The sequence below is a fragment of the Allobosea sp. WAO genome, assembly GCF_001509835.1.
Lineage (GTDB): Bacteria > Pseudomonadota > Alphaproteobacteria > Rhizobiales > Beijerinckiaceae > Allobosea.
Map to the genome: position 1 here is coordinate 139,071 of NZ_JXTJ01000004.1, position 26,463 is coordinate 165,533.

25 protein-coding genes are annotated in these 26,463 nt (G+C 66.5%); 14 read left to right on the top strand and 11 right to left on the bottom strand.

Annotated elements, in window-relative coordinates:
- Positions 1-5: 5 nt before the first annotated feature.
- Both DK26_RS05220 and lpdA read left to right on the top strand, forming a co-directional pair.
- Complete coding sequence (locus DK26_RS05220) at positions 6-698, top strand: SGNH/GDSL hydrolase family protein (RefSeq protein WP_066469098.1); 693 nt, start codon at positions 6-8, stop codon at positions 696-698.
- Between the two features lie 75 nt (positions 699-773).
- Entirely contained in the window at positions 774-2,213 is a 1,440-nt protein-coding gene (gene lpdA, locus DK26_RS05225) for a dihydrolipoyl dehydrogenase (RefSeq protein ID WP_066469100.1), read from the top strand.
- Between the two features lie 33 nt (positions 2,214-2,246).
- Here the strand turns inward: lpdA and DK26_RS05230 are convergent, their stop codons facing one another.
- Positions 2,247-2,870: a hypothetical protein gene (locus DK26_RS05230; RefSeq protein ID WP_066469102.1), complete on the bottom strand. Its 624-nt coding sequence runs from the start codon at positions 2,868-2,870 to the stop codon at positions 2,247-2,249.
- Between the two features lie 319 nt (positions 2,871-3,189).
- Between DK26_RS05230 and DK26_RS05235 the strand changes: the two genes are divergently transcribed.
- The 5 genes from DK26_RS05235 (at position 3,190) to DK26_RS05255 (ending at position 5,762) form a co-directional block, all read left to right on the top strand.
- Positions 3,190-3,438, top strand: a complete 249-nt coding sequence (locus DK26_RS05235; protein WP_066469103.1) for a GlsB/YeaQ/YmgE family stress response membrane protein — start codon at positions 3,190-3,192, stop codon at positions 3,436-3,438.
- Between the two features lie 46 nt (positions 3,439-3,484).
- Positions 3,485-3,823 carry a hypothetical protein gene (locus DK26_RS05240; RefSeq protein ID WP_066469105.1) on the top strand — a complete coding sequence of 113 codons (339 nt, stop codon included), beginning with the start codon at positions 3,485-3,487 and terminating at the stop codon, positions 3,821-3,823.
- Positions 3,824-3,902: 79 nt separating this feature from the next.
- Complete coding sequence (locus DK26_RS05245) at positions 3,903-4,178, top strand: GlsB/YeaQ/YmgE family stress response membrane protein (RefSeq protein ID WP_066469106.1); 276 nt, start codon at positions 3,903-3,905, stop codon at positions 4,176-4,178.
- A 95-nt stretch (positions 4,179-4,273) separates the two neighbouring features.
- Entirely contained in the window at positions 4,274-5,278 is a 1,005-nt protein-coding gene (lipA, locus tag DK26_RS05250; protein WP_066469107.1) for a lipoyl synthase, read from the top strand.
- A 13-nt stretch (positions 5,279-5,291) separates the two neighbouring features.
- Entirely contained in the window at positions 5,292-5,762 is a 471-nt protein-coding gene (locus DK26_RS05255; RefSeq protein WP_066469108.1) for a type II toxin-antitoxin system RatA family toxin, read from the top strand.
- On the opposite strand, the gene DK26_RS05260 is transcribed toward DK26_RS05255, so the two are convergent.
- From DK26_RS05260 to DK26_RS29300, 3 genes are read right to left on the bottom strand one after another with little or no spacing between them, the layout of a single operon-like run.
- On the bottom strand, positions 5,749-6,246 hold the full coding sequence (locus DK26_RS05260; protein WP_066469109.1) for a CinA family protein: 498 nt from the start codon (positions 6,244-6,246) through the stop codon (positions 5,749-5,751). The two genes, DK26_RS05255 and DK26_RS05260, sit on opposite strands and share 14 nt — an antisense overlap.
- Before the next feature lie 4 nt (positions 6,247-6,250).
- Positions 6,251-7,438 (bottom strand): bifunctional 2-C-methyl-D-erythritol 4-phosphate cytidylyltransferase/2-C-methyl-D-erythritol 2,4-cyclodiphosphate synthase, encoded by a 1,188-nt coding sequence (locus DK26_RS05265; protein ID WP_083533054.1) that lies wholly within the window; start codon positions 7,436-7,438, stop codon positions 6,251-6,253.
- A 2-nt stretch (positions 7,439-7,440) separates the two neighbouring features.
- Positions 7,441-7,758: a hypothetical protein gene (locus DK26_RS29300; protein WP_184231678.1), complete on the bottom strand. Its 318-nt coding sequence runs from the start codon at positions 7,756-7,758 to the stop codon at positions 7,441-7,443.
- On the opposite strand from DK26_RS29300, the gene dusB reads away from it, so the two are divergent.
- The 3 genes from dusB to ntrC all read left to right on the top strand — a co-directional run bounded on the left by dusB (position 7,733) and on the right by ntrC (position 11,310).
- Positions 7,733-8,674, top strand: coding sequence for a tRNA dihydrouridine synthase DusB (gene dusB / locus DK26_RS05270; RefSeq protein WP_248309894.1), 942 nt, complete (start codon positions 7,733-7,735; stop codon positions 8,672-8,674). The genes DK26_RS29300 and dusB overlap by 26 nt on opposite strands.
- A gap of 108 nt (positions 8,675-8,782) precedes the next feature.
- On the top strand, positions 8,783-9,835 hold the full coding sequence (locus tag DK26_RS05275; RefSeq protein WP_248309895.1) for an ATP-binding protein: 1,053 nt from the start codon (positions 8,783-8,785) through the stop codon (positions 9,833-9,835).
- A gap of 23 nt (positions 9,836-9,858) precedes the next feature.
- A complete protein-coding gene (gene ntrC, locus DK26_RS05280) occupies positions 9,859-11,310 on the top strand; it encodes a nitrogen regulation protein NR(I) (protein WP_066469113.1) in 1,452 nt (483 codons plus the stop codon).
- Positions 11,311-11,370: 60 nt separating this feature from the next.
- Here ntrC and DK26_RS05285 read toward each other — a convergent pair whose 3' ends face one another.
- Positions 11,371-12,315: a DUF4239 domain-containing protein gene (locus DK26_RS05285; RefSeq protein WP_157089521.1), complete on the bottom strand. Its 945-nt coding sequence runs from the start codon at positions 12,313-12,315 to the stop codon at positions 11,371-11,373.
- A gap of 110 nt (positions 12,316-12,425) precedes the next feature.
- On the opposite strand from DK26_RS05285, the gene DK26_RS05290 reads away from it, so the two are divergent.
- The 4 genes from DK26_RS05290 (at position 12,426) to hflX (ending at position 17,884) form a co-directional block, all read left to right on the top strand.
- A complete protein-coding gene (locus tag DK26_RS05290; RefSeq protein WP_083533056.1) occupies positions 12,426-14,675 on the top strand; it encodes a PAS domain-containing sensor histidine kinase in 2,250 nt (749 codons plus the stop codon).
- Positions 14,672-16,039: a sigma-54 dependent transcriptional regulator gene (locus DK26_RS05295; RefSeq protein ID WP_066469117.1), complete on the top strand. Its 1,368-nt coding sequence runs from the start codon at positions 14,672-14,674 to the stop codon at positions 16,037-16,039. The genes DK26_RS05290 and DK26_RS05295 overlap by 4 nt, the downstream gene beginning before the upstream one ends.
- A gap of 195 nt (positions 16,040-16,234) precedes the next feature.
- Positions 16,235-16,483, top strand: a complete 249-nt coding sequence (gene hfq / locus DK26_RS05300; RefSeq protein WP_066469118.1) for an RNA chaperone Hfq — start codon at positions 16,235-16,237, stop codon at positions 16,481-16,483.
- A gap of 12 nt (positions 16,484-16,495) precedes the next feature.
- A complete protein-coding gene (hflX, locus tag DK26_RS05305; RefSeq protein WP_066469119.1) occupies positions 16,496-17,884 on the top strand; it encodes a GTPase HflX in 1,389 nt (462 codons plus the stop codon).
- Positions 17,885-17,986: 102 nt separating this feature from the next.
- Here the strand turns inward: hflX and hspQ are convergent, their stop codons facing one another.
- The 6 genes from hspQ to DK26_RS05335 form a co-directional block, all read right to left on the bottom strand.
- Positions 17,987-18,316 carry a heat shock protein HspQ gene (hspQ, locus tag DK26_RS05310; RefSeq protein ID WP_066469120.1) on the bottom strand — a complete coding sequence of 110 codons (330 nt, stop codon included), beginning with the start codon at positions 18,314-18,316 and terminating at the stop codon, positions 17,987-17,989.
- Between the two features lie 121 nt (positions 18,317-18,437).
- The gene (locus DK26_RS05315; protein WP_066469122.1) at positions 18,438-19,487 is read right to left on the bottom strand and encodes a CoA ester lyase; all 1,050 of its coding nucleotides are present in this window, start codon (positions 19,485-19,487) and stop codon (positions 18,438-18,440) included.
- Between the two features lie 176 nt (positions 19,488-19,663).
- A complete protein-coding gene (locus DK26_RS05320; protein ID WP_066469124.1) occupies positions 19,664-20,602 on the bottom strand; it encodes a DUF2865 domain-containing protein in 939 nt (312 codons plus the stop codon).
- Between the two features lie 313 nt (positions 20,603-20,915).
- Positions 20,916-21,854, bottom strand: a complete 939-nt coding sequence (locus DK26_RS29815; protein ID WP_157089523.1) for a DUF2865 domain-containing protein — start codon at positions 21,852-21,854, stop codon at positions 20,916-20,918.
- A gap of 131 nt (positions 21,855-21,985) precedes the next feature.
- Positions 21,986-25,126, bottom strand: a complete 3,141-nt coding sequence (locus DK26_RS05330; protein ID WP_066469128.1) for an efflux RND transporter permease subunit — start codon at positions 25,124-25,126, stop codon at positions 21,986-21,988.
- Positions 25,126-26,388: an efflux RND transporter periplasmic adaptor subunit gene (locus tag DK26_RS05335; protein ID WP_184231669.1), complete on the bottom strand. Its 1,263-nt coding sequence runs from the start codon at positions 26,386-26,388 to the stop codon at positions 25,126-25,128. The genes DK26_RS05330 and DK26_RS05335 overlap by 1 nt, the downstream gene beginning before the upstream one ends.
- Positions 26,389-26,463: the final 75 nt, after the last annotated feature.

Consider the following 26,463-nt stretch of genomic DNA (forward strand, 5'->3'; position numbering starts at 1 on the left):
CGGCCATGACCCGCCAGGCCCGCATCCTCGCCTTCGGCGACTCCCTGACCTGGGGGCGTATCGCCAACCGGCCGGAGCGCCATGGCGATGACGTCCGCTGGCCACGCGTGCTCGAAAAGGCGCTCGGCGGCTATGCGACGGTGATCGAGGAAGGGCTGAACGGACGGCGGATCGCATTGGAAGACCCGCTGCGGCCCTACCGCTCTGGTATCTCGCTGTTGCCGCTGTTCATCGAGTGCCATGCGCCGCTCGACCTCGTCATCCTGATGCTCGGCACCAATGACTGCCAGCGCCAGCACTCGCTGGCGCCCTATGATGTCGCTCGCTCGATGCGGATGCTGGCGCAGGTGGCGCAGCGCCCGCCGGTCGAGCCCGGCATGCCGGTGCCGGAAGTGCTGATCGTCTCGCCGCCGGTGGTTCGCATGCCCGATGATCCCGAGCATGAGGCCAACTTCTTCATGGAGGGCGCTCCGGAGAAGATGGCATTGCTGGCAAAGTATTATCGCCGGATCGCCGACGAGGTCGGCGTCCATTTCTTCGACGCGGCGGCGGTCGCGAGCGTCACCGGTGCCGACGGCATCCATCTCGACGCCGAGAACACCCGCGCCATCGGGCAAGCCCTTGCGCCGGTAGTCGACGGGCTGCTCGGCCTGCCGCTGCCGGCCCGCGGGCCGGCGCTGCGGATCACCGGTCCGTAATAGAAATTACCGGGGTAGCGCCCCCGCAACATCAACGCCTCCCAAAGATGGGAGGGAAGAGCCGAGGTGCCTTTCATGGCTGATTACGACATCATCATCATCGGTTCCGGCCCAGGCGGCTACATTGCGGCGATCCGCGCGGCGCAGCTCGGCTTCAAGACGGCGATCGTCGAGCGCGAGCACCTCGCCGGCATCTGCTCGAACTGGGGCTGCATCCCGACCAAGGCGCTGCTGCGCTCGGCCGAGATCCTGCATTACGGCCAGCACGCCAAGGATTACGGCCTGACGCTCGAAGGCACATTCAAGGCCGATCTCGAAGCCGTGGTGAAGCGTTCGCGCGGCATCGCCGCCCGGATGAACAACGGCGTCCAGTTCCTGATGAAGAAGAACAAGGTCGACGTGATCTGGGGCGAGGCCAAGCTCAGCAAGGCCAACACCATCGTCGTCGCGCCGACCAAGAAGCCGGCTATGCAGCCGCAGGTGCCGCCGCCGAAGAACGCCAAGGGCGAGGGTACCTACACCGCCGACCACATCATCGTCGCGACCGGCGCCCGCCCGCGGGTGCTGCCGGGGCTGGAGCCCGACGGCAAGCTGATCTGGACCTATTTCGAGGCTCTGGTACCGCCGACCATGCCGAAGTCGCTGGTGGTGATGGGCTCGGGCGCGATCGGCATCGAATTCGCCTCGTTCTACCGCACGCTCGGTGCCGAGGTGACTGTGGTTGAGGTGATGCCGCAGGTCGTCCCGGTCGAGGATGCCGAGATCGGCGCCTTCGCGCGCAAAGCCTTCGAGAAGCAGGGCATGAAGATCCTGACTTCGACCAAGGTCACCAAGGTCGAGAAGGGGGCGAACTCCGTCACCGCCCATATCGAGGACGACAAGGGCAACAAGCAGACGATCACCGCCGAGCGGATGATCTCGGCTGTCGGCGTCGTCGCCAATGTCGAGAATCTCGGGCTCGAGGCGCTCGGCGTGAAGCTCGACCGCGGCGTGATCGCGATCGACGGGCTCTGCCGCACCAATGTAAAGGGTGTCTATGCGATCGGCGACGTCGCCGGCCCGCCGATGCTGGCGCACAAGGCCGAGCACGAGGCGGTGATCTGCGTCGAGGCGATCAAGGGCCTGCATCCGCACCCGATGGACAAGGCGATGATCCCGGGCTGCACCTATTGCCACCCGCAGATCGCCAGCGTCGGCCTGACCGAGGCCAAGGCCAAGGAAGCCGGGCATCAGCTTAAGGTCGGCCGCTTCAACTTCGTCGCCAACGGCAAGGCCGTGGCGCTCGGCGAAGACAGCGGCATGGTCAAGACGATCTTCGACGCCAAGACCGGCAAGCTGCTCGGCGCCCATATGGTCGGGCCCGAGGTCACCGAGCTGATCCAGGGCTTCGTCGTCGCGATGAACCTCGAGACCACCGAGGAAGAGCTGATGCACACCATCTTCCCGCATCCGACCCTGTCGGAGACGATGAAGGAGGCCGTGCTCGACGCCTATGGCAAGGTGCTCAACGCCTGAGACTTGCGACTGCACGGTTGCGTTTGGAGGGCGCTAGCGCAGGTCGATCCTGATGCCGACGCCGATGAAGTTCGAACCGGACTTCTTCGGCGCGATCAGGCCGAAGACGCCAGAACGGTGATGCAGCCGGGTGACGAACGAGACGCCCGGCGCAGAGGCGTGCGAGAACTCCGCCTCGAAGGCGAGATAGTTCAGCACCCGCGAGGGACGGACGTCGATGGCGCCCTCGAAACGCGGCCGCTCCGACGCGACTGACAATCCCTCTCCGACCGCGAGATTGGCCTCGAGCCCGCCTCCGAGCGGGATCTGCCCGGTTCTGAACATCAGCGCCAGCGTGCCCTCCCAATGGCTCTGGCCGCCGAAATGCTTGAGGACCTGGCCTTCCAGCTCGATGCGGTTGCCGCGGAAGGCAAAGTCGGTGAACGGCAGCGGGATCGAGAACGAGGGCACGATCACCCGCGACAGCCCGACACCGGCGAAATTCGTGTCCGAGAAGCTCAGATTGCCGGTGATCGCCCGGCTGGGCACGTCGAGCAGATCGGTGTTGACCCAGCGACTGACATAGCCGGTCGCGTGCCAGCGCCGCTCTCCGGAACGCTCGAAGGCCTCGGCAACCGGACTGCCACCGAACGCAGCCGCAAGAAGCCCTCCCGTCATCAGCACGCCCGAGTGGCGTGGCCGGGTTCTGCCTCCGGGGTCGATAACGCCGTCGCAGCAGGGCATGGCCGGCATCCTCCTCCACGCTGCCGTAGAGCCAGAGCCTCCAGTCCAAGGCGGTAGGGAAACGCCAAAGCGCCGTTCCGTCAACCGCAGCGGCTCGTGAGGGGGGCTCGTGGGGGGGGGGGGGGCGGCGCGTGCATTCGGCCACGAGGACAATTGTTTCCTGGCCGCTCCCATCTATCCTCTGTTGCCGAGGCGCGTTTCCCGTGGATTTGCGCCGAACAGGTGCAAGGTCGGTCGCTTCCGGAGGTTTCCAATGGATATGCGTGCAATCCTCGTCGCCATCGTCATCGGCCTCGTCGCCGGATGGCTCGCCAGCATCGTGGTCGGTGGCGGCGGACTCATCCGCTACATCATCACCGGCCTGATCGGCTCCTTCGTCGGCAGCTTTCTGCTCGCCGCACTCGGCATCAATCTCGGCATCGGCAACCCGCTGGTCTCGCAGATCGTCACCGCGACGATCGGCGCGATCGTCGTCGTCTTCCTCGCCCGGCTGATCGCCTGAGCGCTCACCTCTGGAAACGACGAGGCGCGATGCGCATATCGCGGCGATGACGACACGCACGCGCAAGGCCCGAGGTCCCGGCCGGGTCATCGAGGACGACAAGGTCGAGATCCTGCCGCCGAAGCGGGGCATCGCCGTCGACTGGCGCCGGCTGCTGCCGCCTGTGGCGTTCGGAACTGCGGCGGGCTTCATCGCCAGCCTCGTCGTCGGTGGCGGCGGCTTCCTGCGCCATGCCGTGGTCGGCCTGCTCGGCATGCTGGTCGGCCAGGGCATCGTGCGCGTCACGGGTTGGCGGGTCTCCACCGGCTCGCGCTTCGCCGACGACATGGCCATGGCCGTGATCGGAGCGATCCTGGTGGTGCTGCTGGCGCGGTTCATCGCCTGAGGGACGGGAACCGGCCGGCAAGGCCGGCGTTGAACGCAAGGCCGCGGGTGCCGCGGCCAGCGAGGGCAGGGGGACTACTATGAACAACGAGATCGTCGCCGCGCTCGGCACGCCGGGCTACGGCTTCTTCATGACGCTGCTGATCGGCATCATCGCCGGCTGGATCGCCGAGAGGGTGACCTCCTCCGACCATGGGCTCTTCACCAACATGATCGTCGGCGTCGCCGGCTCCTTCGTCGGCAGCCGGCTCGCCGATCTGCTGGAGATTCCGGTCTATGGCTTCTGGCGCACGCTTACTGCCGCCATCGCCGGCGCCTGCCTGTTGATCGTGGTCTGGCGCGCCCTGCGCAACTGAGTCACGCGCCACCGCGGGTTGCCCGCGAGGCGCTTCGGGATTAGCTAGACGGCGAGGTCGCCTTTCTCTCGCGGCCGCAGGAAACGGACCCATCCATGGCCGTCGTGCTCGACCTTCTGAACCGCGACCCGCGTCCCAATATCGGCAATCCGAAGGCCGAGCCGAAGCCGGGCGGCGAACTGCGCCACCCGGAGAAGCAGAAGCGCGCCGAGAACCCGATCCTGCGCAAGCCTGACTGGATCCGCGTCAAGGCGCCGGGCTCGCCGAAATGGGCCGAGACCCAGAAGATCGTGAAGGCCGAGAAGCTCGTCACCGTCTGCGAGGAGGCGGGCTGCCCCAATATCGGCGAGTGCTGGGAAAAGAAGCACGCCACCTTCATGATCATGGGCGACACCTGCACGCGGGCCTGCGCCTTCTGCAACGTCAAGACCGGCGTGCCGGAAGCGCTCGACCATGAGGAGCCGCGCAAGATCGCCGAGGCCGTCGCCAAGCTCGGGCTCGAGCATGTCGTGATCACCTCGGTCGACCGCGACGATCTCAAGGACGGCGGCGCCGAGCATTTCGCCCGCGTCATCCGCGCCATCCGAGAGACCTCGCCGACGACGACCATCGAAATCCTCACGCCTGACTTCCTGCGCAAGCCCGGAGCGCTCGAGGTCGTGGTTGCGGCCAAGCCCGACGTCTTCAACCACAATCTCGAAACGGTTCCCGGCAAGTACCTGACGGTGCGTCCCGGCGCCCGCTATTTCCATTCGCTGCGCCTGCTGCAGCGGGTGAAGGAGCTCGACCCGACCATCTTCACCAAGTCCGGCATCATGGTCGGCCTCGGCGAGGAGCGGAACGAGGTCCTGCAGCTGATGGACGATCTGCGCTCGGCCGAGGTCGATTTCATCACCATCGGCCAGTATCTGGCACCGTCGCGCAAGCACCATGCGGTGATCCGCTTCGTCACGCCCGACGAGTTCAAGAGCTTCGAGACCATCGCCTATGTGAAGGGCTTCCTGATGGTCTCCGCGACGCCGCTGACGCGCTCGTCGCATCACGCGGGCGAGGACTTCGCCAAGCTGCGGGCGGCGCGCGCCGCGAAGACGGGCGCCTGAGAGCCGCTCTCCGATGCCGATGTTCAACAACACCAGGCGGGTGAAGCACTCGCCCGCCGAGATGTTCGCTCTCGTCGCCGACGTAGAGAAGTACCCGCAGTTCCTGCCGCTCTGCGAGGGGCTCGTGGTACGCCGGCGCACGCCGCGCGAGGACGGAGGCGAGGTGCTGCTCGCCGACATGACCGTCGGCTACAAGGCGATCCGCGAGACCTTCACCAGCCGGGTCACGCTCGATCCCGCCAATCTGAAGATCCTGGTCGAGTATGTCGACGGGCCGTTCCGCTATCTCGAGAACCGCTGGAGCTTCCGGCCGGCCGAGAAGGGCTCCGAGGTGGTGTTCTTCATCTCCTACGAGTTCGCCAGCCGCATGCTCGGCCTGCTGATGGGCGCGATGTTCGACAAGGCTTTCCGCAAGTTCGCCGAGGCCTTCGAGCGTCGGGCCGATGTGGTCTATGGCGCCGGGGTGCAGCTCACCTCAGGCTGAGCGAGGCTTCGCGCAGCAGGTCGAGCGCTTCAAGCACGCTGAGGCGGCGGATCTCGTCGCGGCCGAGCGCACCGAAGCGCCTTTCGCGATGCAGGGTCCGGTTGGCGCCGGCGCAGGCGAAATGGACAAGGCCGACCGGCTTTTCCTCGCTGCCGCCATCCGGGCCGGCGACGCCGGTGATCGAAACGGCAAGACGCGCGGAAAGCCGTTCCCGGCCGCCTTCGGCCATGGCCCTCGCCACCGGCTCGCTGACCGCGCCGTGCCGAAGGATCAGTTCGGCCGGAACATTGGCGAGCGTGGTCTTGGCTTCGTTGGAGTAGGTGACGAGGCCTCCAAGAACCATGCTCGACGAGCCCGCAATCGCCGTCAGCGCGCCGCAGACGAGCCCGCCGGTGCAGGATTCGACGGTGGCGACAGTGACCCCACGCTCGCGCGAGATATTCAGCAGTTCAGCGGCGAGCGAGCGGGTTTCGAGGTCGAACATACTCTCACTCCGGTTCCGGCAGGCGGATGCTGGCCGAGGCCTGTGCCGCCAGCCCTTCGCCGCGCCCGGTGAAGCCCAGGCGTTCAGAGGTCGTTGCCTTGACCCCGACCTGGTCGAGCCGCAGGCCGGCGATCGCCGCGATGCGGGCGCGGATGGCGTCGCGATGCGGGCCGACCTTCGGCGCCTCGCAGATGATCGTCAGGTCGAGATGGTCGATCTTACCGCTGCGGGCCGCGACCCGCTCCACCGCGAAGGCAAGGAAGCGATCGGACGAGGCGCCGCGCCATTGCGGGTCGCTCGGCGGGAAATGGCTGCCGATATCGCCATCGGCGAGGGCGCCGAGCAGCGCGTCGGTCAAGGCGTGCAGGCCGACATCGCCGTCCGAGTGCGCGGTCACGCCGCGCGTATGGGGAATGCTGATCCCGCCGATCCAGACATGGTCGCCGTCGGCGAAGGCGTGAACGTCGTAGCCGGTTCCGACCCGGGTCACGAGGTTGCGTCCCAGCCGCTGCTCGGCGGCGATGAAGTCTTCGGGGTGGGTCAGCTTCACGTTCATCGGGTCTCCCGCAAAGGTCGCGACTTCGTGGCCGGCCCATTCCATGATCGCTGAATCGTCGGTGAAGCCGTCGGCTCCTGCCGCGAAGGCCGCCTCGTGCGCGGCGAGCAGCGGCGCGAAGGCGAAGGCCTGCGGCGTCTGCACCGAGACGAGACGGTCGCGCGGAGGCGTCTCGACGATCCGGCCGTCGGCATCGAGGCGTTTCACCGTGTCGGTCAGGCCGAGGGCGGGCACGGCGGCCTGCGTCTTGCGCGCGGCGACGAGCGCCCGGTGGACCAGTTCGGGCGAAACGAGCGCGCGGGCGGCGTCGTGCACCAGCACGGCGCCGGTGAAACCTACCTCCGACAGCGCCTTCAGCCCGGCCCGGACCGAGGCCTGGCGGGTTTCGCCGCCATGGGTCGGCGGCAGCAGGCGGGCGCGCTCGGCTTCGCCGAGTTCCGCGACGGCATTGCGGTAGCGTGCGTCGTCCCTGGCGCCGATCACGACCAGCACCGGGCCGATGCGGGCCTCGGCAAGGAACGGAGCGAGTGCCCGGCAGAGCACCGGCTGGCCGCCGAGGCGGCGGTACTGCTTCGGCGCCTCGGCACCGGCGCGCAGGCCGCGTCCGGCGGCGACGATCAGGGCGGCAACGGCCATGGTCATGAAAGCGTCGTGGGCTCCGGAATCTGCTGGTGCTGGGTGATAGGCCGCACGGCGCCGATAGCCAAGCGGCGGAGGCGCCGCAGGGCCGTGTTGGCCCCATTGCACATCGGAAAGGCAGCTTGCGCCGCCGGCTTGCGACAATGGTGCAATGCAGCATTGCTCAGAAATCCCTTGCGCACTGCAATAGATGTCCAATAAATCACCACAATGGAATCTGCCTCAAAATCAGGCGACGCAGCTGCGGCCATTGGCGGGCTCGCTCCGGCCACTCGCGCCTTCCTGGCGCCGATGTCGGGCGTGACCGATGTGGTCATGCGCCGGATCGCCGCGCGCTTCGGTGCTGGCCTGGTCGTTTCGGAGATGGTTGCTTCCGACGAGTTGGTGCGTGGCAGCGAGGAAGCGCGCCTGCGGGCCGAGGGTTCGGGCGTGACGCCGCATGTGGTGCAGCTCGCAGGTTGCGAGGCGCGCTGGCTCGCCGAAGCGGCGCAGGTCGCCGAAGCCTCCGGGGCCGAAATCGTCGATATCAACATGGGTTGCCCGGCCAAGAAGGTCGTCGGCGGCTGGGCGGGCTCCGCCCTGATGCGCGACATCGACCATGCGATCGGCCTCGTCGAGGCGGTGGTCGCGGCCGTGAAGGTACCGGTGACCGTCAAGATGCGGCTCGGCTGGGACGATGCCTCGCGCAATGCGCCGGAACTCGCGCGCCGCGCCGTCGCGGCCGGAGCTGCTGCGATCACCGTGCACGGTCGCACCCGCCAGCAGTTCTACAAGGGCGTCGCCGACTGGGGTGCGATCGCGTCGGTCCGGGAAGCCGGCGCCTTTCCACTGGTCGCCAATGGCGATATCGCGACCGCGGCACAGGCGCGCGACTGCCTTGAACAATCCGGTGCCGACTATGTGATGATCGGCCGTGCCGCGCTCGGGCGTCCCTGGCTGCCCGGCCAGATCGGCGCCGTGCTTGCCGGGCGCGAGCCCGACGCAATCGCGCTCGAAACCAAGGGCGAGGTGGCGCGCGAGCACTATGAGGGCCTGCTCTCGCTGATGGGCCGCGAAGTCGGCGTCCGTCACGCCCGCAAGCATCTTGCCGCCTATGCCGACGAGGCGCTGGCCTGCGGGCTCGCGCCCGATGAGCAGGCCCGGCGCGAGCTCCTGACCACGATCGAGCCGGCCCGCGCCCTTGCGGCGCTAACGCGCCTGTTTTCGACCGAGCGCCTCGGCGCCGCCGCCTGAACACGAGGAAGATCGCGTATGACCATGGCGATATTCGGCGAAAGCGGAGAGACGCCGGATGGGGGGCTGTTCGACAGCCTCGAGATCCAGGCGCTGAATGTGCTGCCGATGCCGGTCGTCGTGGTCGGGGATGGGCACGCGGTGCTCTACGCGAATACCGCGGCTGAGGATTTCTTCCAAGCCAGTGCCGTGGTGCTGAAGCGCCAGCGCCTGCAGGATCTGATCGCCTTCGGCTCGCCGGTGCTGTCGCTCGTCGAAGAAGTCCAGCGCCGCGGCGCCAGCGTCAGCGAATACCGGCTGGAGCTCGGCTCGCCCCGGCTCGGGCTCGATCGGATCGTCGATGTTTTTGCCTCGCCATTGCCCGGCCAGCCGGATGCGGTCGTGCTTCTGCTGCAAGAACGGACAATTGCCGAAAAAATGGACAGGCAGCTGACGCATCGCGGAGCAGCTCGCTCAATTACTGCGCTCGGCGCAATGCTGGCGCATGAGATCAAGAACCCGCTCTCGGGCATTCGCGGCGCGGCTCAGCTGCTGGAAACCTCGGTTCCGGATGACGACCGCCTGCTGACTCAGCTGATCTGCGACGAGGCCGATCGCATCGTGAAGCTGGTCGAGCGCGTCGAATTGTTCGGTGACGAACGGCCGAGCGAGCGTGGCCCGGTCAATGTCCATGACGTGCTCGATCACGTGAAAAGGCTGGCCCAGTCCGGCTTTGCCCGGCACATCCGTTTCAGCGAGGCCTATGACCCATCGCTTCCGCCGGTCTCCGGCAATCGCGACCAGCTCGTCCAGGTGCTGCTCAACCTGGTCAAGAACGCCGCCGAAGCGATCGGCTCCGATGCCATCGACGGCGAGATCACGCTGACAACGGCCTACCGGCCGGGAATCCGCATGCAGGCCCCGGGATCGCATGCGCGGCTTGCCCTGCCGCTTGAGATCGGCGTGCGCGACAATGGCCCCGGCGTGCCCACCGATCTGCACGCCCACCTGTTCGATCCCTTCGTCACCACCAAGGCTCAGGGCAGTGGCCTTGGACTTGCACTCGTCGCCAAGGTGATCGGCGATCACGGCGGAATCGTCGAGTGCGAGTCCGTGCCGCGGCGCACGTCATTTCGAATCCGGTTGCCGCTGCACGAAGCGCGTGAGCGCCAGGCAGGGTAAACCCCACCAGGAAGCAGGACTGCATGCCGACGGGTAACATTCTCATCGCCGATGACGACGCCGCCATCCGCACGGTCCTCAACCAGGCGCTCGCCCGCGCCGGCTACGAGGTCAGGACCACCGGACAGGCGGCAACGCTGTGGACCTGGGCGGCCCAGGGGCTCGGCGACCTGATCATCACCGACGTCGTCATGCCCGACGGTAATGCCTTCGACCTGCTGCCGCGGATCAAGCGGGTTCGACCCGAACTGCCGATCATCGTGATGAGCGCGCAGAACACCTTTATGACCGCGATCAAGGCCTCCGAGCGCGGCGCCTATGAATACCTGCCCAAGCCCTTCGACCTGAAGGAGCTGGTCGCGATCGTCGGCCGCGCCTTGTCGCGTCCGCGCGGCGAGGTCGGGCGCGGGCATGCGGCGGAGCCCGACGATATCCCGCTGATCGGCCGCTCGCCGGCCATGCAGGACGTCTATCGCGCCCTGGCGCGCCTTATGCCGATAGACCTCACCGTGATGATCAACGGCGAATCCGGAACCGGCAAGGAATTGGTGGCGCGGGCGCTGCACGACTACGGCAAGCGCCGCAACGGCCCGTTCGTCGCGATCAACATGGCGGCGATTCCGAAGGACCTGATCGAATCGGAGCTGTTCGGCCATGAGAAGGGCGCCTTCACCGGCGCCTTGACCCGCTCCTCCGGCCGCTTCGAGCAGGCCGAGGGCGGCACGCTCTTCCTCGACGAGATCGGCGACATGCCGATGGAGGCCCAGACGCGCCTGCTGCGCGTGCTGCAGCAGGGCGAATACACCACGGTCGGCGGACGCACGCCGATCAAGACCAATGTCCGCATCGTCGCCGCGACGAACAAGGATCTGCGCATCTCTATCGCGCATGGGCTGTTCCGTGAGGACCTGTTTTTCCGGCTGAACGTCGTGCCGATCCGCCTGCCGCCGCTGCGTGAGCGGGTCGAGGACGTGCCGGACCTCGTCCGCCATTTCTTCGGGCTGGTCGAGAAAGAGGGCCTGCCGCGCAAGCAGATCGATTCCGAGGCGATGGACGTGATGCGGCGCTATCGCTGGCCGGGCAATGTCCGCGAGCTGGAGAACCTCGTCCGGCGGCTGGCGGCGCTCTATCCGCAGGAGACGATCACTGCTCCGATCGTCGAGGCGGAGCTCCAGCCTGCCGCGGCGACGCCGAGCTATGCCGGGTCCAGCAGCGGCCAGGAACGGGCCGAGACGCTTTCAGGCTCGATGGAGCGCCATCTCAACCAGTACTTCTCTGGTTTTGGCGACCATGTGCCGCCTCCGGGGCTCTATCATCGCATCCTGCGCGAGATCGAGCCGCCGCTGATCGCGGCGGCGCTGGCGGCGACACGCGGCAATCAGATCCGTGCCGCCGAGCTGCTCGGTCTCAACCGTAACACCCTGCGCAAGAAGATCCGCGAGCTCGACATGCAGGTGGTGCGTTCACCGCGCTGAGGCGGCGGGCGAATGCGATCGAGCGAGGCGCCGCGCCGTCAGGGCGCGCGCCTCGGCCGATCACTTCGCAGCTAGATGAGTCACTAGGCCCTGCATCGCGGTCGGCTGGATCGATATCTTGCCGACGAACGGTCGGTCATGCGCCAGGACCACGAAATAGGCCGCGGCGGCGACCAGCACATAGATGTGCGACGCCAGGATCTGCATGCGGAAGGTGTGGCTGTGGCAGATGACGATCAGCAGCAGCGTCGCTGTTGATATCAGCCACATCGCGCTCCATTGCGCCCAGGTCGTTCCGGCTCTAGAGGCGGCGAGGCGCGCGAGCCGGGCGTGCCGGATCTCCAGCAGTTGACCGAGCAGCGGTGAGTAGCTCGTTCCGTTGGCTAGGGCGCGATTCTGCCGCGCGATCAGGTCGATCGCTCCCAGCAGATGTTTTTCCGACTGGTCGAAGACCGCATCGTCGAGCGACGTGCTTCTGGCCATCGCCGGCCAGTCGACTGCGATGACGTCCTTAAGATAGGCTTCGAGCCCGCCGTTCAACTGGCTTTGCACTTCGTCCGGCAAGCCCGCGGAAACCACCAGGGCGTTCTCCACGGCATCGGCTTCGCGCTGGACGGAGGTGCGCGCGGAAACCGCGTCGTTCCAGATGCCGGCTGCCGAGAAGGCGACGATCAGGGCAAAGAGCGCGCCGCAGGCATTGATGAGGGAATCGCGAATCGGCAGCGGCTCGCTCAACCGGTAGCCCATGCGCGGAACGGCGAACCGGACCAGGCCGATCAGCAGCCAGCAGATCGCGGTGCTGATCGCCCAGACGACGAGAAACATCGCGGCCAACGGCAGTTGATGGAAAGCGATGAGCATGATGGCCTCTGCGGTGCGGCTAATACACAGGCTAGAGGCTGTCTGAGAGGGGGCAAAGAGGCCCCAAGCCGACTTCAACAGATTGGCTTGCAGGAGTTCGGTCCGCCGGACGTCGCCTGCCTTGCCCGTGTCATATTTTGACAACACCGTTGCGGCGGCGCATCACAGCGCCGGATCGCCCGGCTGCCCCTCGGCCTGTGAGCGTCCAACGGAGCTTAGACATCGCATTGACTGCCTCGATCGGCGACCTTCGCATGACGCCGCGCACGGAAGAGACGCCAAGGCGGGTTTCGGCCTGGCTCGGAGCCATGGTGGTCTGCTTCGCACTGGTCTCGGGGCTCGCGACCTTCCTCGTGCTCGCGGGCGCGACGCCGGTGGCGCCGGTGCACGAGGTCGTGCTTGGCCTCTTCGTCCTGAATGGCTTCCTGATCCTGCTGCTGCTGGTCATCGTCGCCGTCGAGGCGGCGGTGCTGATCCGGGCGAGGCGCGCGGGTGTCGCCGCCGCCGGGCTGCATGTGCGTATCGTCAGCCTGTTCAGCATCGTCGCCGCCTTGCCGGCGGCCTTGGTCGCGGTGGTCGCGACCGTGACGCTGGAGCGCGGCCTCGAACCCTGGTTCTCCGACCGGATGCGCGACGCGATCTTCAAATCGGTCGAGGTCGCCGATGCCTATACGGCCAGCCAGTGCCGGTCTCTCGGCCGTGAAATCCGCCTGCTGGCCGATGATCTCGGCCGGGCCAAGCCGGCTTTCGACGTCGACCGGCCGTGGTTCGAGAATTTTCTGACGGCACGTGCCACCGCACTCGGCCTGCCGGTGGTCTGGATCATGAAGCCGCCGGACACCGTTGTCGTCCGGGCCAATATCGACGTGCTGCGCGGCGCGAGCAAACCCGACGCAGCCGCTTTCGAGGATGCCGAGACCTCACCCGAGCCGATCTGCGTCATACCGACGACAGGCCGTGTCTTCGGGGCGTTGGTGAAGCTCGCCTCCTATGATGGTGCGTTCCTCTATGTCGCGCGCGAGGTCGATCCGCTTGCGGTCGAATTCCCTGCGGTGGCTCGTGCCGCGGCGGTGGAATATCTCGGCATCGATGCGCGCAGGAAAGGCGTCCAGGTCGCCTTCGCCTCGATGTACGGGTTGATCGCGGTGATCCTGCTGCTTTCGGCGAGCTGGCTCGGGCTCAACTTCGCCAACGGTCTGGTCGCGCCGATTCGCCGGATGATCCACGCCACCGACCAGGTCTCCAGCGGGAACTTCTACGTGCAGGTTCCGATCCGACGGGCGGAGGGCGATCTCGCTCATCTCGGCGAGACCTTCAACAAGATGACAGCGGAGCTCAGGCGACAGCGCGACGGGCTGGTGACGGCGAGCGAGGTGATAGACCGCCGCCGCCGCTTCACCGAGACGGTTCTTTCCGGCGTCTCGTCGGGCGTACTGAGTCTGGACGAAGGCGGCCATGTGACGATCAGCAACCGCTCGGCCGATGCCCTGCTCGGCACCGGAGGGCGCCTGCTCGGGCGCCCCATTGCTGAGGTTGCGCCGGAGATCGCCGAGTTCGTCTCGGAAGCGATGGCCAATCGCCAGCGCCTGAGCTCCGGCCAGGTCGCGATCACCCGTGGCGGGCGCGACCGCATGGTCAATATTCGCGCCGTGCGCGAGGGCGAGGGCGCCGGGGCCGGGCTGGTCGTGACGCTCGACGACATCACCGATCTCGTCACCGCCCAGCGCACTGCGGCCTGGGCCGATGTGGCGCGCCGCATCGCGCATGAAATCAAGAACCCGCTGACGCCCATTCAGCTCTCTGCCGAGCGCATCCGCAGGAAGTTCGGCAAGGTCATCGTCGAGGACAAGGAGATCTTCGACCAGTGCACGGCGACGATCGTGCGGCAGGTCGACGACATCCGCCGCATGGTCGACGAATTCTCGTCCTTCGCGCGGATGCCGAAGCCCTCGCTGGCGCAGGAGGACATCGTCGAGACGGTTCGCCAGATCGTTTTCCTGATGCGGGTCGGCAATCCCGAACTCACCATCGCCGACACGCTGCCGGCCGAGCCGGTGATGGCGCAGTTCGACCGCCGGTTGATCTCGCAGGCGCTGACCAATGTCATCAAGAACGCCACGGAGGCGGTCGAGGCGGTTCCGGCCGAGGAGCGCGGCAAGGGCCGGATTGACGTTACTCTGGAGCGCCATGGCGACGGCCGCATCGTCATCGACATCGTCGACAACGGCAAGGGCCTGCCCGCCGACCAGCGCCACAAGCTGCTGGAGCCCTATATGACGACCCGTGACGGCGGCACCGGCCTCGGCCTCGCGATCGTCGGCAAGATCCTCGAGGACCATGGCGGCGGCATCGAGCTGCTGGACCGGCCTGACAATGCGCGGGGTGCGCAGATCAGGCTCTGGTTCGTCGAGACCGGGCCGCCGGACAGTGGCGAAGAAACGTCAAAGACACGCAATGGATCGGCGGAAAGCGCCGGAGGACAGATGAACGGGACCCAGGCATGAGCGCTGACATTCTCGTCGTCGACGACGAGGCCGACATTCGCGAACTCGTCGCCGGACTGCTCGAGGACGAGGGCTACCGGACACGCAAGGCGGGTTCGGCCGACGAGGCGCTGGCGGCGATCGCCGCACGACGACCAAACCTCGTCTTCCTCGACATCTGGCTGCAGGGCAGCCGGCTCGACGGCTTGCAGGTGCTGGAGCTGATCAAGGAGAGCCATCCCGAGCTCGCCGTGGTCATGATCTCCGGCCACGGCAACATCGAGACGGCGGTCTCGGCGATCAAGCACGGCGCCTACGACTTCATCGAGAAGCCGTTCAAGGCCGACAGGCTGGTGCTCGTCGCCGAGCGTGCGCTCGAGGCGTCGCGGCTGCGCCGCGAGGTGCGCGACCTTAAGACGCGCTCGGTCCAGGCGAGCCGGATCGTCGGTCGGTCCACCGCAGTCAACCAGCTCAGGCAGACGCTGGAGCGCGTGGCGCCGACCAATGCGCGGGTGCTGATCACCGGGGAACCCGGCTGCGGCAAGGAGCTGACGGCGCGGACCCTGCACGAGGCTTCAACCCGCTCCGGCGGCCCGTTCATCGTCATCAATGCGGCGACGATCACTCCCGAGACGATGGAGGAGGAGCTCTTCGGCATCGAGGGCGGCGAGGGGCGCTCGCGCCGCGTCGGCGCGCTCGAGGAGGCGCATGGTGGCTCGCTCTATATCGACGAGATCGGCGACATGCCGCGCGAGACCCAGAACCGGATCCTGCGCGTGCTGGTCGACCAGAATTTCCAGCGCGTCGGCGGCGCGACCCGCGTCCATGTCGACGTGCGGATCATCTCATCGAGCAGTCGCGACCTCGTCAAGCTGATCGCCGAGGGCCAGTTGCGCGAGGATCTCTATCACCGCCTCGGCGTGGTGCCGATCCGCGTCCCGGCGCTGTCGGAGCGGCGTGAGGACGTGCCGGAGCTGATCGAGTTCTTCATGGAGCAGATCTCGGTCGCCAGCGGCCTGCCCAAGCGCCGCATTGGCGGCGACGCGATGGCGATCCTGCAATCGCATGAATGGCCGGGGAACGTGCGCGAGCTGCGCAACAACGTCGAACGGCTCATGATTCTGACCAAGGGTGACCCCGGCGCGGAGATCACCGTCGAGATGCTGCCGGCCGAGGTCGGGGCGATGGTTCCGACGACGCCTTCCGGCTCCGGCGGCGAGAAACTGATGAGCCTGCCGCTGCGCGATGCCCGCGAGATCTTCGAGCGCGAGTACCTGATGGCGCAGATCGCCCGCTTCTCCGGTAACATCTCGCGCACCGCGGAGTTCATCGGCATGGAGCGCTCGGCGCTTCATCGCAAGCTGAAATCGCTGGGGGTGGGGTAGTTCCGGGCGCGCGCAATGCGTTTCGCGCAAGGCGATCGCCTAAAAATGGTGCACCGCAACCCTTGCGCGACAAGGCCCCCTCACGATCTAATGAAGTGTCGGTGTTCCGAAGCGCGACGGCTCTCGTCGTAGTCCAACGGAACGATCTGGATCGCATGCGCAAGCCGATTGCGGTCCCAACAACAGAGGCAAAACATGGCCGCAGAGCGGGCTCAAAATCTCCAGGACACGTTTCTCAACCACGTCCGCAAGCAGAAGATTCCCCTCACCATTTTCCTTGTGAACGGCGTCAAATTGCAGGGCGTCGTCACCTGGTTCGACAATTTCTGCGTGTTGCTGCGCCGCGATGGCCACTCGCAGCTCGTCTACAAGCATGCGATCTCGACGATCATGCCCGGTCATCCGGTGCAGCTGTTCGAGTCCGAGGAACAGGAAAAGGCCTAAGTCGTGGCCGGCATGGCCGGAACTGACGACGACGCCTCGGCAGGCAAGCCGATCGACGCGGCCGAACATGCGGTCGCAGCCGGTACTCGCGCCTTTGTGATCGGCCCCTATCTGGCGCGTCAGGCGCCGGGTAGGGCGATCGCGGCCGACGAGAACCAGCGCAGCTACGCGGCGCGTCTCGACGAGGCGATCGGTCTTGCAGGCGCCATCGACCTGCAGGTGGTCGAGGCGATCCAGGTCATGCTGAGCGCTCTGCGTCCTGCGACCTATCTCGGCAAGGGCAAGGTCGAGGAGCTGGCCGAACGGGTCAAGCTCGAGGAGATCGGGCTCGTCGTGATGGACTGCGCGCTGTCGCCGGTGCAGCAGCGTAACCTCGAAAAGGCCTTCGGCTGCAAGGTCATCGACCGGACCGGGCTGATCCTCGAGATCTTCGGCCGTCGCGCCCGCACGCGCGAAGGCACGCTGCAGGTCGAACTCGCGCATCTGAACTATCAGAAGAGCCGTCTGGTGCGGTCCTGGACCCACCTCGAACGGCAGCGCGGCGGTTTCGGCTTCCTCGGCGGGCCGGGCGAAACCCAGATCGAGGCCGACAGGCGGGTCATCCAGGAGCGGATGACCAAGATCGAGCGCGATCTCGAGACGGTCAAGCGCACGCGGTCGCTGCACCGGGCGAGCCGCAAGCGTGTGCCCTATCCTATCGTGGCGCTGGTCGGCTACACCAATGCCGGCAAGTCGACGCTGTTCAACCGGCTGACCTCGGCCGAGGTGCTGGCGCAGGACATGCTGTTCGCGACGCTCGATCCGACGGCGCGGGCGCTCAAGCTGCCGCATGGCGCGAAGATCCTGCTCTCAGACACGGTCGGATTCATCTCGGATCTGCCGACGCAACTCATCGCCGCCTTCAGGGCGACGCTGGAAGACGCGATCGAGGCCGACGTGCTGCTGCATGTGCGCGACGTCTCGCATGAGGACACGCAGGCCCAGGCCACCGATGTCCGCGCCATCCTGCGTGATCTCGGGATCGATCCGGAGGATGGCCGGCGCGTCATCGAGGTCTGGAACAAGGCCGATCTGCTCGAAGATGCGGAGCGCGAGCGCCAGGCGGCGCTGGCCGAACTCAAGCCGGAAGCGACTCGCCCCGTTCTGGTCTCTGCCCTGACCGGCGAAGGCATGGCCCGTTTGACCGATGCCATTGAGGCGAGGATAGCCAAAAGCCGGCCGGTCTACAGGCTGGTGCTGGCGCCGGGCGATGGAAAGTCGCTGGCTTGGCTGCATGCCAACGGTGAGATCCTGACGCGCAGCGACGGCGAGGACGGGGCGCTCAGCCTGCTGGTGCGTCTGCCGCCCGAGCGGGAAGGGGCCTTCACCGCACGCTTCCCTGAGGCGGAGCGGGAACGGTAGTTCGTTTCGCCTGCCGCTGGGAGCAGAGTTGCGATTCGCTCTTCCTCAGAGCGCGCGCTTCGTCCGAGAGCCCCCTCCCGGCTTTCGGACAGATTCTCCAGCCTAGTTCAGCTCGACCTTGTCGAGCCGGTAGCGCCCCTTGCGATCGCGTCGGAAGAATTCGCGCGCCTGCGGATGGCGGATCGGCTGGCCGGTCTCGTCGCTGACCAGGTTCTGCTCGGAGACATAGGCGACGTATTCAGTCTCCTCGTTCTCGGCGAACAGATGATAGAAGGGCTGATCCTTGGACGGGCGCAGATGTTCGGGGATCGCGAGCCACCATTCCTCGGAATTGGAAAAGACCGGATCGACATCGAAGATCACGCCGCGGAACGGGTAGACGCGATGGCGTACCACCTGCCCGATGCGGAATTTCGCGGTTCTTGCTTCCATGTTCCTTCGATCTGTTTCTGAGATGACAGGGATTCGCCCCGCCAGCATGCGTCGCCATCCAAGGCCTGACCTAGGATTGCGCCGGCAATAGGTCAATCTCCGCCGCAGTCACGACTTCGCGTCAGAAGCCGTAGCGCGCCGCCAGGGCCGGGTCCCGTCCCGCAACCTGCTTGGCCAGGTCGACGATGACCTTCGCCTGCTTCCAGGTTGCGTCGTCCTGCATCTTGCCGTCGATCATCACCGCGCCGGAACCGTCGGGCATGGCTTCCAGGATTCGCTGGGCGAAGGCGACTTCGTCCGGGTCCGGGCTGAAGACGCGCTTGGCGATTTCGATCTGCGAAGGATGGAGCGTCCAGGCGCCGGCGCAGCCGAGCAGGAAGGCATTGCGGAACTGCGCCTCGCAGGCGGCCCCGTCCGAGAAATCGCCGAAAGGACCATAGAACGGCTTCAGGCCGGCCGAGGCGCAGGCATCGACCATCTTCGCGAGGGTATAATGCCAGAGGTCCTGCTGGGCGACGGCACGGGGCCCGCCATCGGCCGTGGGGTCGGCGATGACCTTGTACTCCGGATGTCCGCCGCCGACGCGCGTCGTCTTCATCGCGCGCGAGGCGGCAAGGTCCGCCGGGCCGAGGCTCATGCCGTGCATGCGCGGGGAGGCGGTGGCGATCGCATCGACATTCTTGACGCCCTCGGCTGTTTCCAAGATTGCGTGGATCAGCACGGGCTTGCGCAGGGCGTGCCGCGCCTCGTACTGCGCCAGCAGCTGATCGACATAGTGGATGTCCCAGGGGCCCTCGACCTTAGGCACCATGACCACATCGAGCTTGCCGCCGATCTCGCTCATGATCGCGGTGATGTCGTCGAGGAACCAGGGCGAGTTCAGCGCATTGACCCGCGTCCACAGGCCGGTCGCGCCAAAATCGGTCTCCTTCGCCAGTTCGATGAAGCCGTCGCGCGCCGCCTGCTTGGCCTCGACCGGGATCGCATCCTCGAGGTTGCCGAGCACGATGTCGACTTGGCCGGCGAGTTCGGGGACCTTGGCGCGGACCTTCTCCAGATGTGGCGGAACGAAATGGATCATCCGCTCCAGGCGCAGCGGCAATTCGCGATAGGGTTCCGGCGCGCCGATCGCCAGGGAACGGAAGAACTGGCGAGGCGTCTTCGTAGTCATGCTCGGCTCCATGCTGCGCTGCAGCGAGTGTGGCCGAGAGAGCCGGCGCCGTCCACTCGCCTTTGGGCGGAGCTGGGCAGGTTAATTGTCCTAGGAAAATAAGCCTTCAGCCAAGAGCAGGAAAATGATCCGTTCGGCGCGGCGCAATAAAGGAGCCTGTCGGAGCTCCGGCGAGTTCAGTTCCGGGTGAAGGGCGTTTCAAGGACGACGCGCAGCGGGCTGCCGATACGGTCGCGCGGCTCGATCCCGCCGCGCAGGTTGAGCGCGTCGCTGGCGAAATCGGGATCGTGCAGGCTCGCCTCGCGCACCCGCAGCTTGCGCTGGAAGCTGCGCATCTCGGCCTCGCGGTGAGAGATTCCGACCCTGGCATCGATCTCGCGCCGCTGGTTCGCGTTCAGGTCGGCAGAGGCCCGGAAATCCCGGAAATCCGAGGCCGTGTACGGCCATTTCGTCGAGCCGGCGAAGGTTCGCACCTTCCCGTCCAGAACGACGCTGTCGCCCGGCCGCAAGGTGATGTCGCGCAGCAAGGAGACGCGACGCTCGCCCCGGTTGACGATGGCCGGACGGCAGGCTGGATCGGAGGATTGCTCGTAGCCATAGGCGACCGGGAGGGCGCCATAGGTCTTGCCGTCGGGGCCGACGGCACCATCGATCGTCGTGGCACCGGCGGCAACCTTGAAGACCTTGACCGGAATGCCGGGATTGCTGGCCTGGCAAAGCGCCTCATGTGCCTTCAGATCGCTCTGGCTCCTGAGATAGCCGATCGGGGCGTGGAAGCCGTCGCACATGCGCACGCAGATGGTGCGCGTCACGTCGGCCGCGCCGGAGACGGTGTCGTAGCGGATCGCTGGCTGGCGCTTGGCTGCGCGCTTGGGCGTCGCCTCGCGCCGCTTGAACGGGTTCAACTCGACCGCCGGGTGCCGGATCACGCCGTCGGGACGAGCCTGCCAGAGCGGCAGAGTCCAGAGATTGCGGTCGGGGGCGTAAGCTCTCGTGGAGGCATAGACCGCGCGCGGAGCCGCTTCGCGTTGCGCCTGCCGGGTTGCTGCCTCCTGCCGATGGAAGGCGCGGATTCCGGCATCGTCCTCGGCCTGGACGAGGGAAACCGTAAGCACTGCGCCGCTCGCGCCAAGCGCAAGACCAAGCCCCGTCATCGCTGCCAGACGCAAGGGCTTGCGCCCGCGGCCTGGCAGAGAGGTAGAATCTGAAACGGAAACGGCGGCAGGTGCCGCCTTGGAAGCAATCGATTCGATATTACGGACACGAAACACCGCGATCACTCCATCGCTCGCTGGTTCAGCTGTCCGCCGCAAACGAGCCATAATTTACTTTTTGTTAGTATTCAATCGCCGGACGCCGCAACGGCAAACGGGCGCGATGCTTAACGTCGCGCCCGCCGCGAAGCTCAGTCGATGGCTTGTTCCTGCGTTAGCGCAGGATCGTCTCGCGCAATGTCGCTGACAGCGGCGTATCGGCGCCGAGCGTGCCGCGAAGTTCGGCGATATCTGCGAGTTCGCGCGGCGCCTCGCGCACCTGCAGGCTCTGGCGCAGGAGCTTCTGGCGGGTCTCGGCCTGGGTGATGCCGACGGTCTCGTCGATCATCCGTCTCGTCGTCGAGCCGAGCTTTGCGGCCTGGCGGAAATCCGCGAAATCGCCGGCTTCGTAGGGAAAGGCTGAGGAGCCCGTGAAGGTCTCGACCTTGCCGTCGAGGACGATGGAGTCGCCCGGACGCAAGGTGATGTCGCGCAGCAGGGAGATGTGCCGTTCGCCGGCGGTGACGATGGCCGGCCGGCAGATCGGATCGGCCTTCTTCTCATAGGCATAGGCGTTCGGCAGCGCGGTATAGCTCGTGCCGTCGCCGGCGACGGCGCGGTCGACCGATATGGCGCCCGCCGACAGCCGGAACAGCTTGACGGGAACGCCGGGGTTCTGGGCCTCGCACAGGGCCTCCTGCGCACTGAAATCCGCTCGCGAGCGGGCATGGCCGAGGGGGGCATGGAAGCCGTCGCAAAGCCGCACACAGATCGTGCGTCCGGCTCCGCCGCTCCAGGCAATGCTCTCCTGATTGCGAGGCGTAGCTAGCCGCAGCGTCGGACGGACCGGCTGGCCGAGGCGAAACTCGGCTCGCGTTGCGAGGGGTGGGCGGGCGAACCGGAAAGGGCTTGGCGCAAAGGCCGCGCTCGTTGCCGGGCGGCCGGCCGATCTGGCTGCTTCGTCACGGTGGAAGGCACGGATGCCGGCATCGTCCTCGGCGAGCACCAGAGTGGACGCCGCAAGCGCTGTCGCAGCGCAAAGAGCGGCCGTGAGGAGGCCGAGCGGGCGGATGCGGCGCGGCCGCTCTCCCATACCTGCCCGAACGCCTGACATATCCTTGCGCTCCCCCACGAAGCTCGTCTCGGGGAAAGCGATAGGTCGAAGGCTGTTCAGAACGCTCGAAAAAATCCTCGAAAATTTGAACGATCGAACCGCAAGAGCCGAGGATCCTTAACGGATCGCGATCAGCTCTCGGCCCGGTGCAGGGCTTGCGGGACGGCAACCGGCACCGCCGCGCCAGGCACTTCCGCCGGTTCACCCCGGCCGCGACCGGAAAGCCAGCTGTCGACCTTGTCGAGATAGAAGTAGATCACCGGCGTGATGTAGAGCGTCAGCAATTGCGAGACTAGGAGGCCGCCGACCACGGCGATGCCGAGCGGCTGGCGCAGCTCGGCGCCGGCGCCGGCACCGAGCGCGATCGGCAGCACGCCGAAGATCGCGGCGAAGCTCGTCATCATGATCGGACGGAAGCGGACAAGCGCGGCCTCGCGGATCGCCGAGAGGGCATCGTCGCCATGGCGGCGGCGCTCGATCGCGAAGTCGACCATCATGATCGCGTTCTTCTTGACGATGCCGACCAGCATCAGGATGCCGATGATCGCGATGACCGACAGATCCATGTGGAAGTACTGCAGCGCGAGCAGGGCGCCGAGGCCGGCCGAAGGCAGGCCGGAGAGGATCGTGATCGGGTGGATGAAGCTCTCGTAGAGGATGCCGAGGATGATGTAGATCACCAGGATCGCCGCGAAGATCAGCAGTCCCTGGCCCTTTAGCGCATCCTGGAAGAGCTGGGCCGAGCCGGCGAAGCTGGTGACGATCGAAGCCGGCAGGTTCACGTCGCGCTCGGCCGCACGGATCGCGTTGACGGCGTCGCCGAGCGAGACACCGGGCGCGGTGTTGAAGGAGATCGTCACCGCCGGCTGCTGCGAGATGCGGTTGACCGCGAGCGGGCCGACGCTCGGCTTGATCGTCGCCACCGTCTCCAGCGGCACGTTCTGGCCGTTCGCGGCCTTGAGCAGCAGCCGCGAGAGCACGCCCGGATCCTGTTGATAGGCGCGGTTCGCCTCCATGATCACCTGATAGTCGGTGGCCGGCGTGAAGATCGTGGCGATCTGGCGCGAGCCGAAGGCATTGCCCAGCGCCTGGCGGATCTGGTCGCTTGAGATGCCGAGACTGGCGGCGCGCTCGCGGTCGATGTCGATCGAGAGCTGCGGATTGCGTAGCTGAAGATCGATATTGGCGTCTCGCAGCTGCGGGATCTGGCTCAATCGCTGCTGCATCAGCGGCGCGTAGTTGAACAGGGCTGCGAGATCCGGCCCCTGCAGCGAATACAGATACTGCGCGCGCGAGGCGCGGCCGGCATTGAGGTTGATGTTCTGGACCTGCTGGAACACCGCCGTCATGCCCGGCACTTCCGAGGTGGCCCGGCGCAGCCGCGCGATCACCACATCCGCCTTGTCGCGTTCGGATTTGGGCTTCAGCGCGATGAACAAGAAGCCGTTATTGGTCGCGTTGAAGCCGCCGATATTCGAGGTCAGGTAGTCGACCGCCGGGTCGGCCCGGACGATCTCGGCGACGCGGGTCTGGCGCTCCGCCATCGCCTCGAATGAGGTGTCCGGCGGGCCCTCGGTCGCGCCGCGCAACAGGCCGGTATCTTCCAGCGGGAAGAAGCCCTTGGGGATGTCGATGTAGAGCTGGACCGAGACATAGACCGTGCCGAGCGTGAACAGCAGCATCAGGAAGCGGGCCTTCAGCACATGGTCCAGCGTCCAGCGATAGGCTGACAGCATGCCCTGGAAACCGGCCTCGAAGGTGCGATCGAGCAGGTTTGGCTTCTTGTGATGGTCATGCGCCTTGAGGAAGCGGGCGCAGAGCATCGGGGTCAGGGTCAGCGAGACGAAGCCGGAGACGATGATCGCCGCGGCGATCGTGCCGGCGAATTCGGCGAAGACCTTGCCGACGACGCCGCCCATGAAGAAGACCGGGATGAAGACGGCGACCAGCGAGATGGTGATCGAAAGGATCGTGAAGCCGATTTCGCGCGAGCCGTCGAGCGCCGCCTGGAACGGCTTCTTGCCCATCTCGATATGCCGGATGATGTTCTCCAGCATGACGATGGCGTCGTCGACGACGAAGCCGACGGCGAGCGTCAGCGCCAGCAACGAGATATTGTCGAGCGAATAGCCGAGCGCATACATGATCGCGAAGGTACCGATCAGCGAGATCGGCAGGGCCAGCGTCGGGATCAGCGTGGCGGTCAGGTTCTTCAGGAACAGGAAGATCACCATGATCACCAGCACGATGGCGATCATCAGCGATACCTCGACATCCTCGACCGCCTCGCGGATCGGGATCGAACGGTCGTTCAGCACCACGAGATTCATCGCCGCCGGCAATTGCGAGCGATAGGATTCGAGCCGGTCCCTGATGCTGTCGACGACCTCGACGGTGTTGGCGTCGGACTGGCGATAGACGGCGAGAATGATCGAGCGCTCGCCATTGTACCAGCTCGCCGTCTGGTTGTTCTCGACGGAGTCGAAGGTCTGCGCGACGTCGCTGAGCCGGATCGGGATGCCGTTCTTCTGCGAGATGATCAGGTTGCCGTATTCGGCGGCGCGCTCGAGCTGGCCGGTGGCGCCGAGCGTCAGGCGCTGGTTGATGCCGTTCAGAGTGCCGACCGGCGAATTGGAGTTGGCGGCCGAGACCGCGTTGCGGACATCGGCGAGCGAGAGGCCGCGCGCCGAAACGGCATCCGGATTGACCAGGATGCGCACGGCGTATTTTTGCGCGCCGAAGATGTTGACCTGGGCGACGCCCGGCAATTGCGCGATCTGCTGCTGCAGCACGTTCTCGCCGAATTCATGGACCTCGTAGAGCGGCTTTGTCGCCGAGGTCAGCACCATGAACAGCACCGGCTGGTCGGCCGGATTGACCTTTCTGAAGCTCGGCGGGGCAGGGAGCTCGGGCGGCAGGCGCCGCGTCGTGGCGCTGAGCGCCGCCTGCACGTCGAGCGCGGCGCCGTCTATGTTGCGGTTGAGGTCGAATTGCAGGGTGATCGAGGTCGAGCCGAGCTGCGAGACCGAGGACATCGAGGTGATGCCGGAGATCGAGGCGAATTCGCGTTCGAGCGGGGCGGCGATGGAGGAGGCCATTGTCTCCGGGCTCGCACCGGGCAGGCGCGCGCTGACATTGATGGTCGGGAAGTCGACGCGGGGCAGGGCCGCGACCGGCAGCTGCTTGAAGGCGAACAGCCCGAAGATCAGGAACGTCGCCATGACCAGGGTGGTCATGACCGGGCGACGGATGCAGAGCTCGGGCAGGTTCATCAGCCGGCGCTCCCTCGCTGTGAGGTCTGGTTCGGCGGCGGGCTCTGGCCGCCGCGGTCGCGATTGCGCTCGATGGTACGGGCGCCCTCGGTCAGCAGGAGCTGGCCATCGACCACCACCGTCTCGCCGCCGCTGAGGCCGGAGGCGATCACCACGCGGTCATCGACCGTGCGGTCGACCACGACCGTGCGGGCTCGCGCCATCCCATCCTCGATGATGAAGACGAATGAGCCGTTCTGCCCGGTCTGGATGGCCTCGCGGGGGACGGTCACGGCCTCCGGATCGACCCGCAGTGTCACGCGGACCTGACAGAGCGCGCCGGGCCAGAGTGTCTCGTCGGCATTGTCGAAGGAGGCACGGATCTGGATGGTGCCGGTCGTTGCATCGACCAGGTTGTCGATGACGGCGATCGTGCCCTCGACGCTTTTCGAGACGCCATGCTGCGTCGCCTGCACGACGGCAGTCCCTGCCGCCATCGCCGCACGGATCTCGGGCAGATGGCGCTGGGCGACGGCGAAGCTGACATAGATCGGGTCGATCTGGTTGATCGTCACCAGCACGGTCGAATTGTCGCCGGTCTTGGCGATGTTGCCTTCCTTCAGCCCGGCGGCGCCGATGCGGCCCGAGACGGGAGCGAGGATGGTGTAATAGCTGAGCTGGACCTTGAGGGCCTCGACCGCAGCCTCACCGCCGCGAATGGCCGCCTTCAAGGTCGCGACCTGGGTGCGCGCAGTGTCGAGCCGCTGGTCGGTGGCGAAGTCGCGCTTGGCGAGTTCCTCGGCCCGCCTGAGATCCGTCTCGGCCGAGGCGAGCGAGGCGCGGTCCTTCGCGACACTGGCTTCAGATTGCTTGATCAGCGCCTCGGCCAGGCGTGAATCGAGCCGGAACAGCACGTCTCCCTTCTTGACGTAGCCACCATCCTTGAAGGCGACCTCGGTGATCTGCGTGTCGACGCGCGAGCGGACATTGACCGACGAGATCGCCTGCACGGTTCCGATCGCATCGAGGCGGACCGGCATCGCCCGGCGCTCTGCCTTGGCGGTAACGACCGTGACAGGCGGGCGGTTGCCCGCGGCGCCGCGCCCACTCGGTGTCGCGGCGACCGGCGCAGGCGGCTTTGCCTGCGTCGGGACCAGCTTGCCGAAGGGGACCTGATCGAGCGGCCAGGGGATTGGCCGGCCGGTGTAATGGAGTGCGGCGCCGACTGCGAGGATGCCCGCAGCCGAAAACAGAGCTAGACGCCCGAAACTCAGCCTTGCCATGAAAAGCCTTGCGCCATGCGGGCGGCCCGGCCGAACCTTTACGGAACCGCCGCCCCTCCAACCATCGCCGCCGCC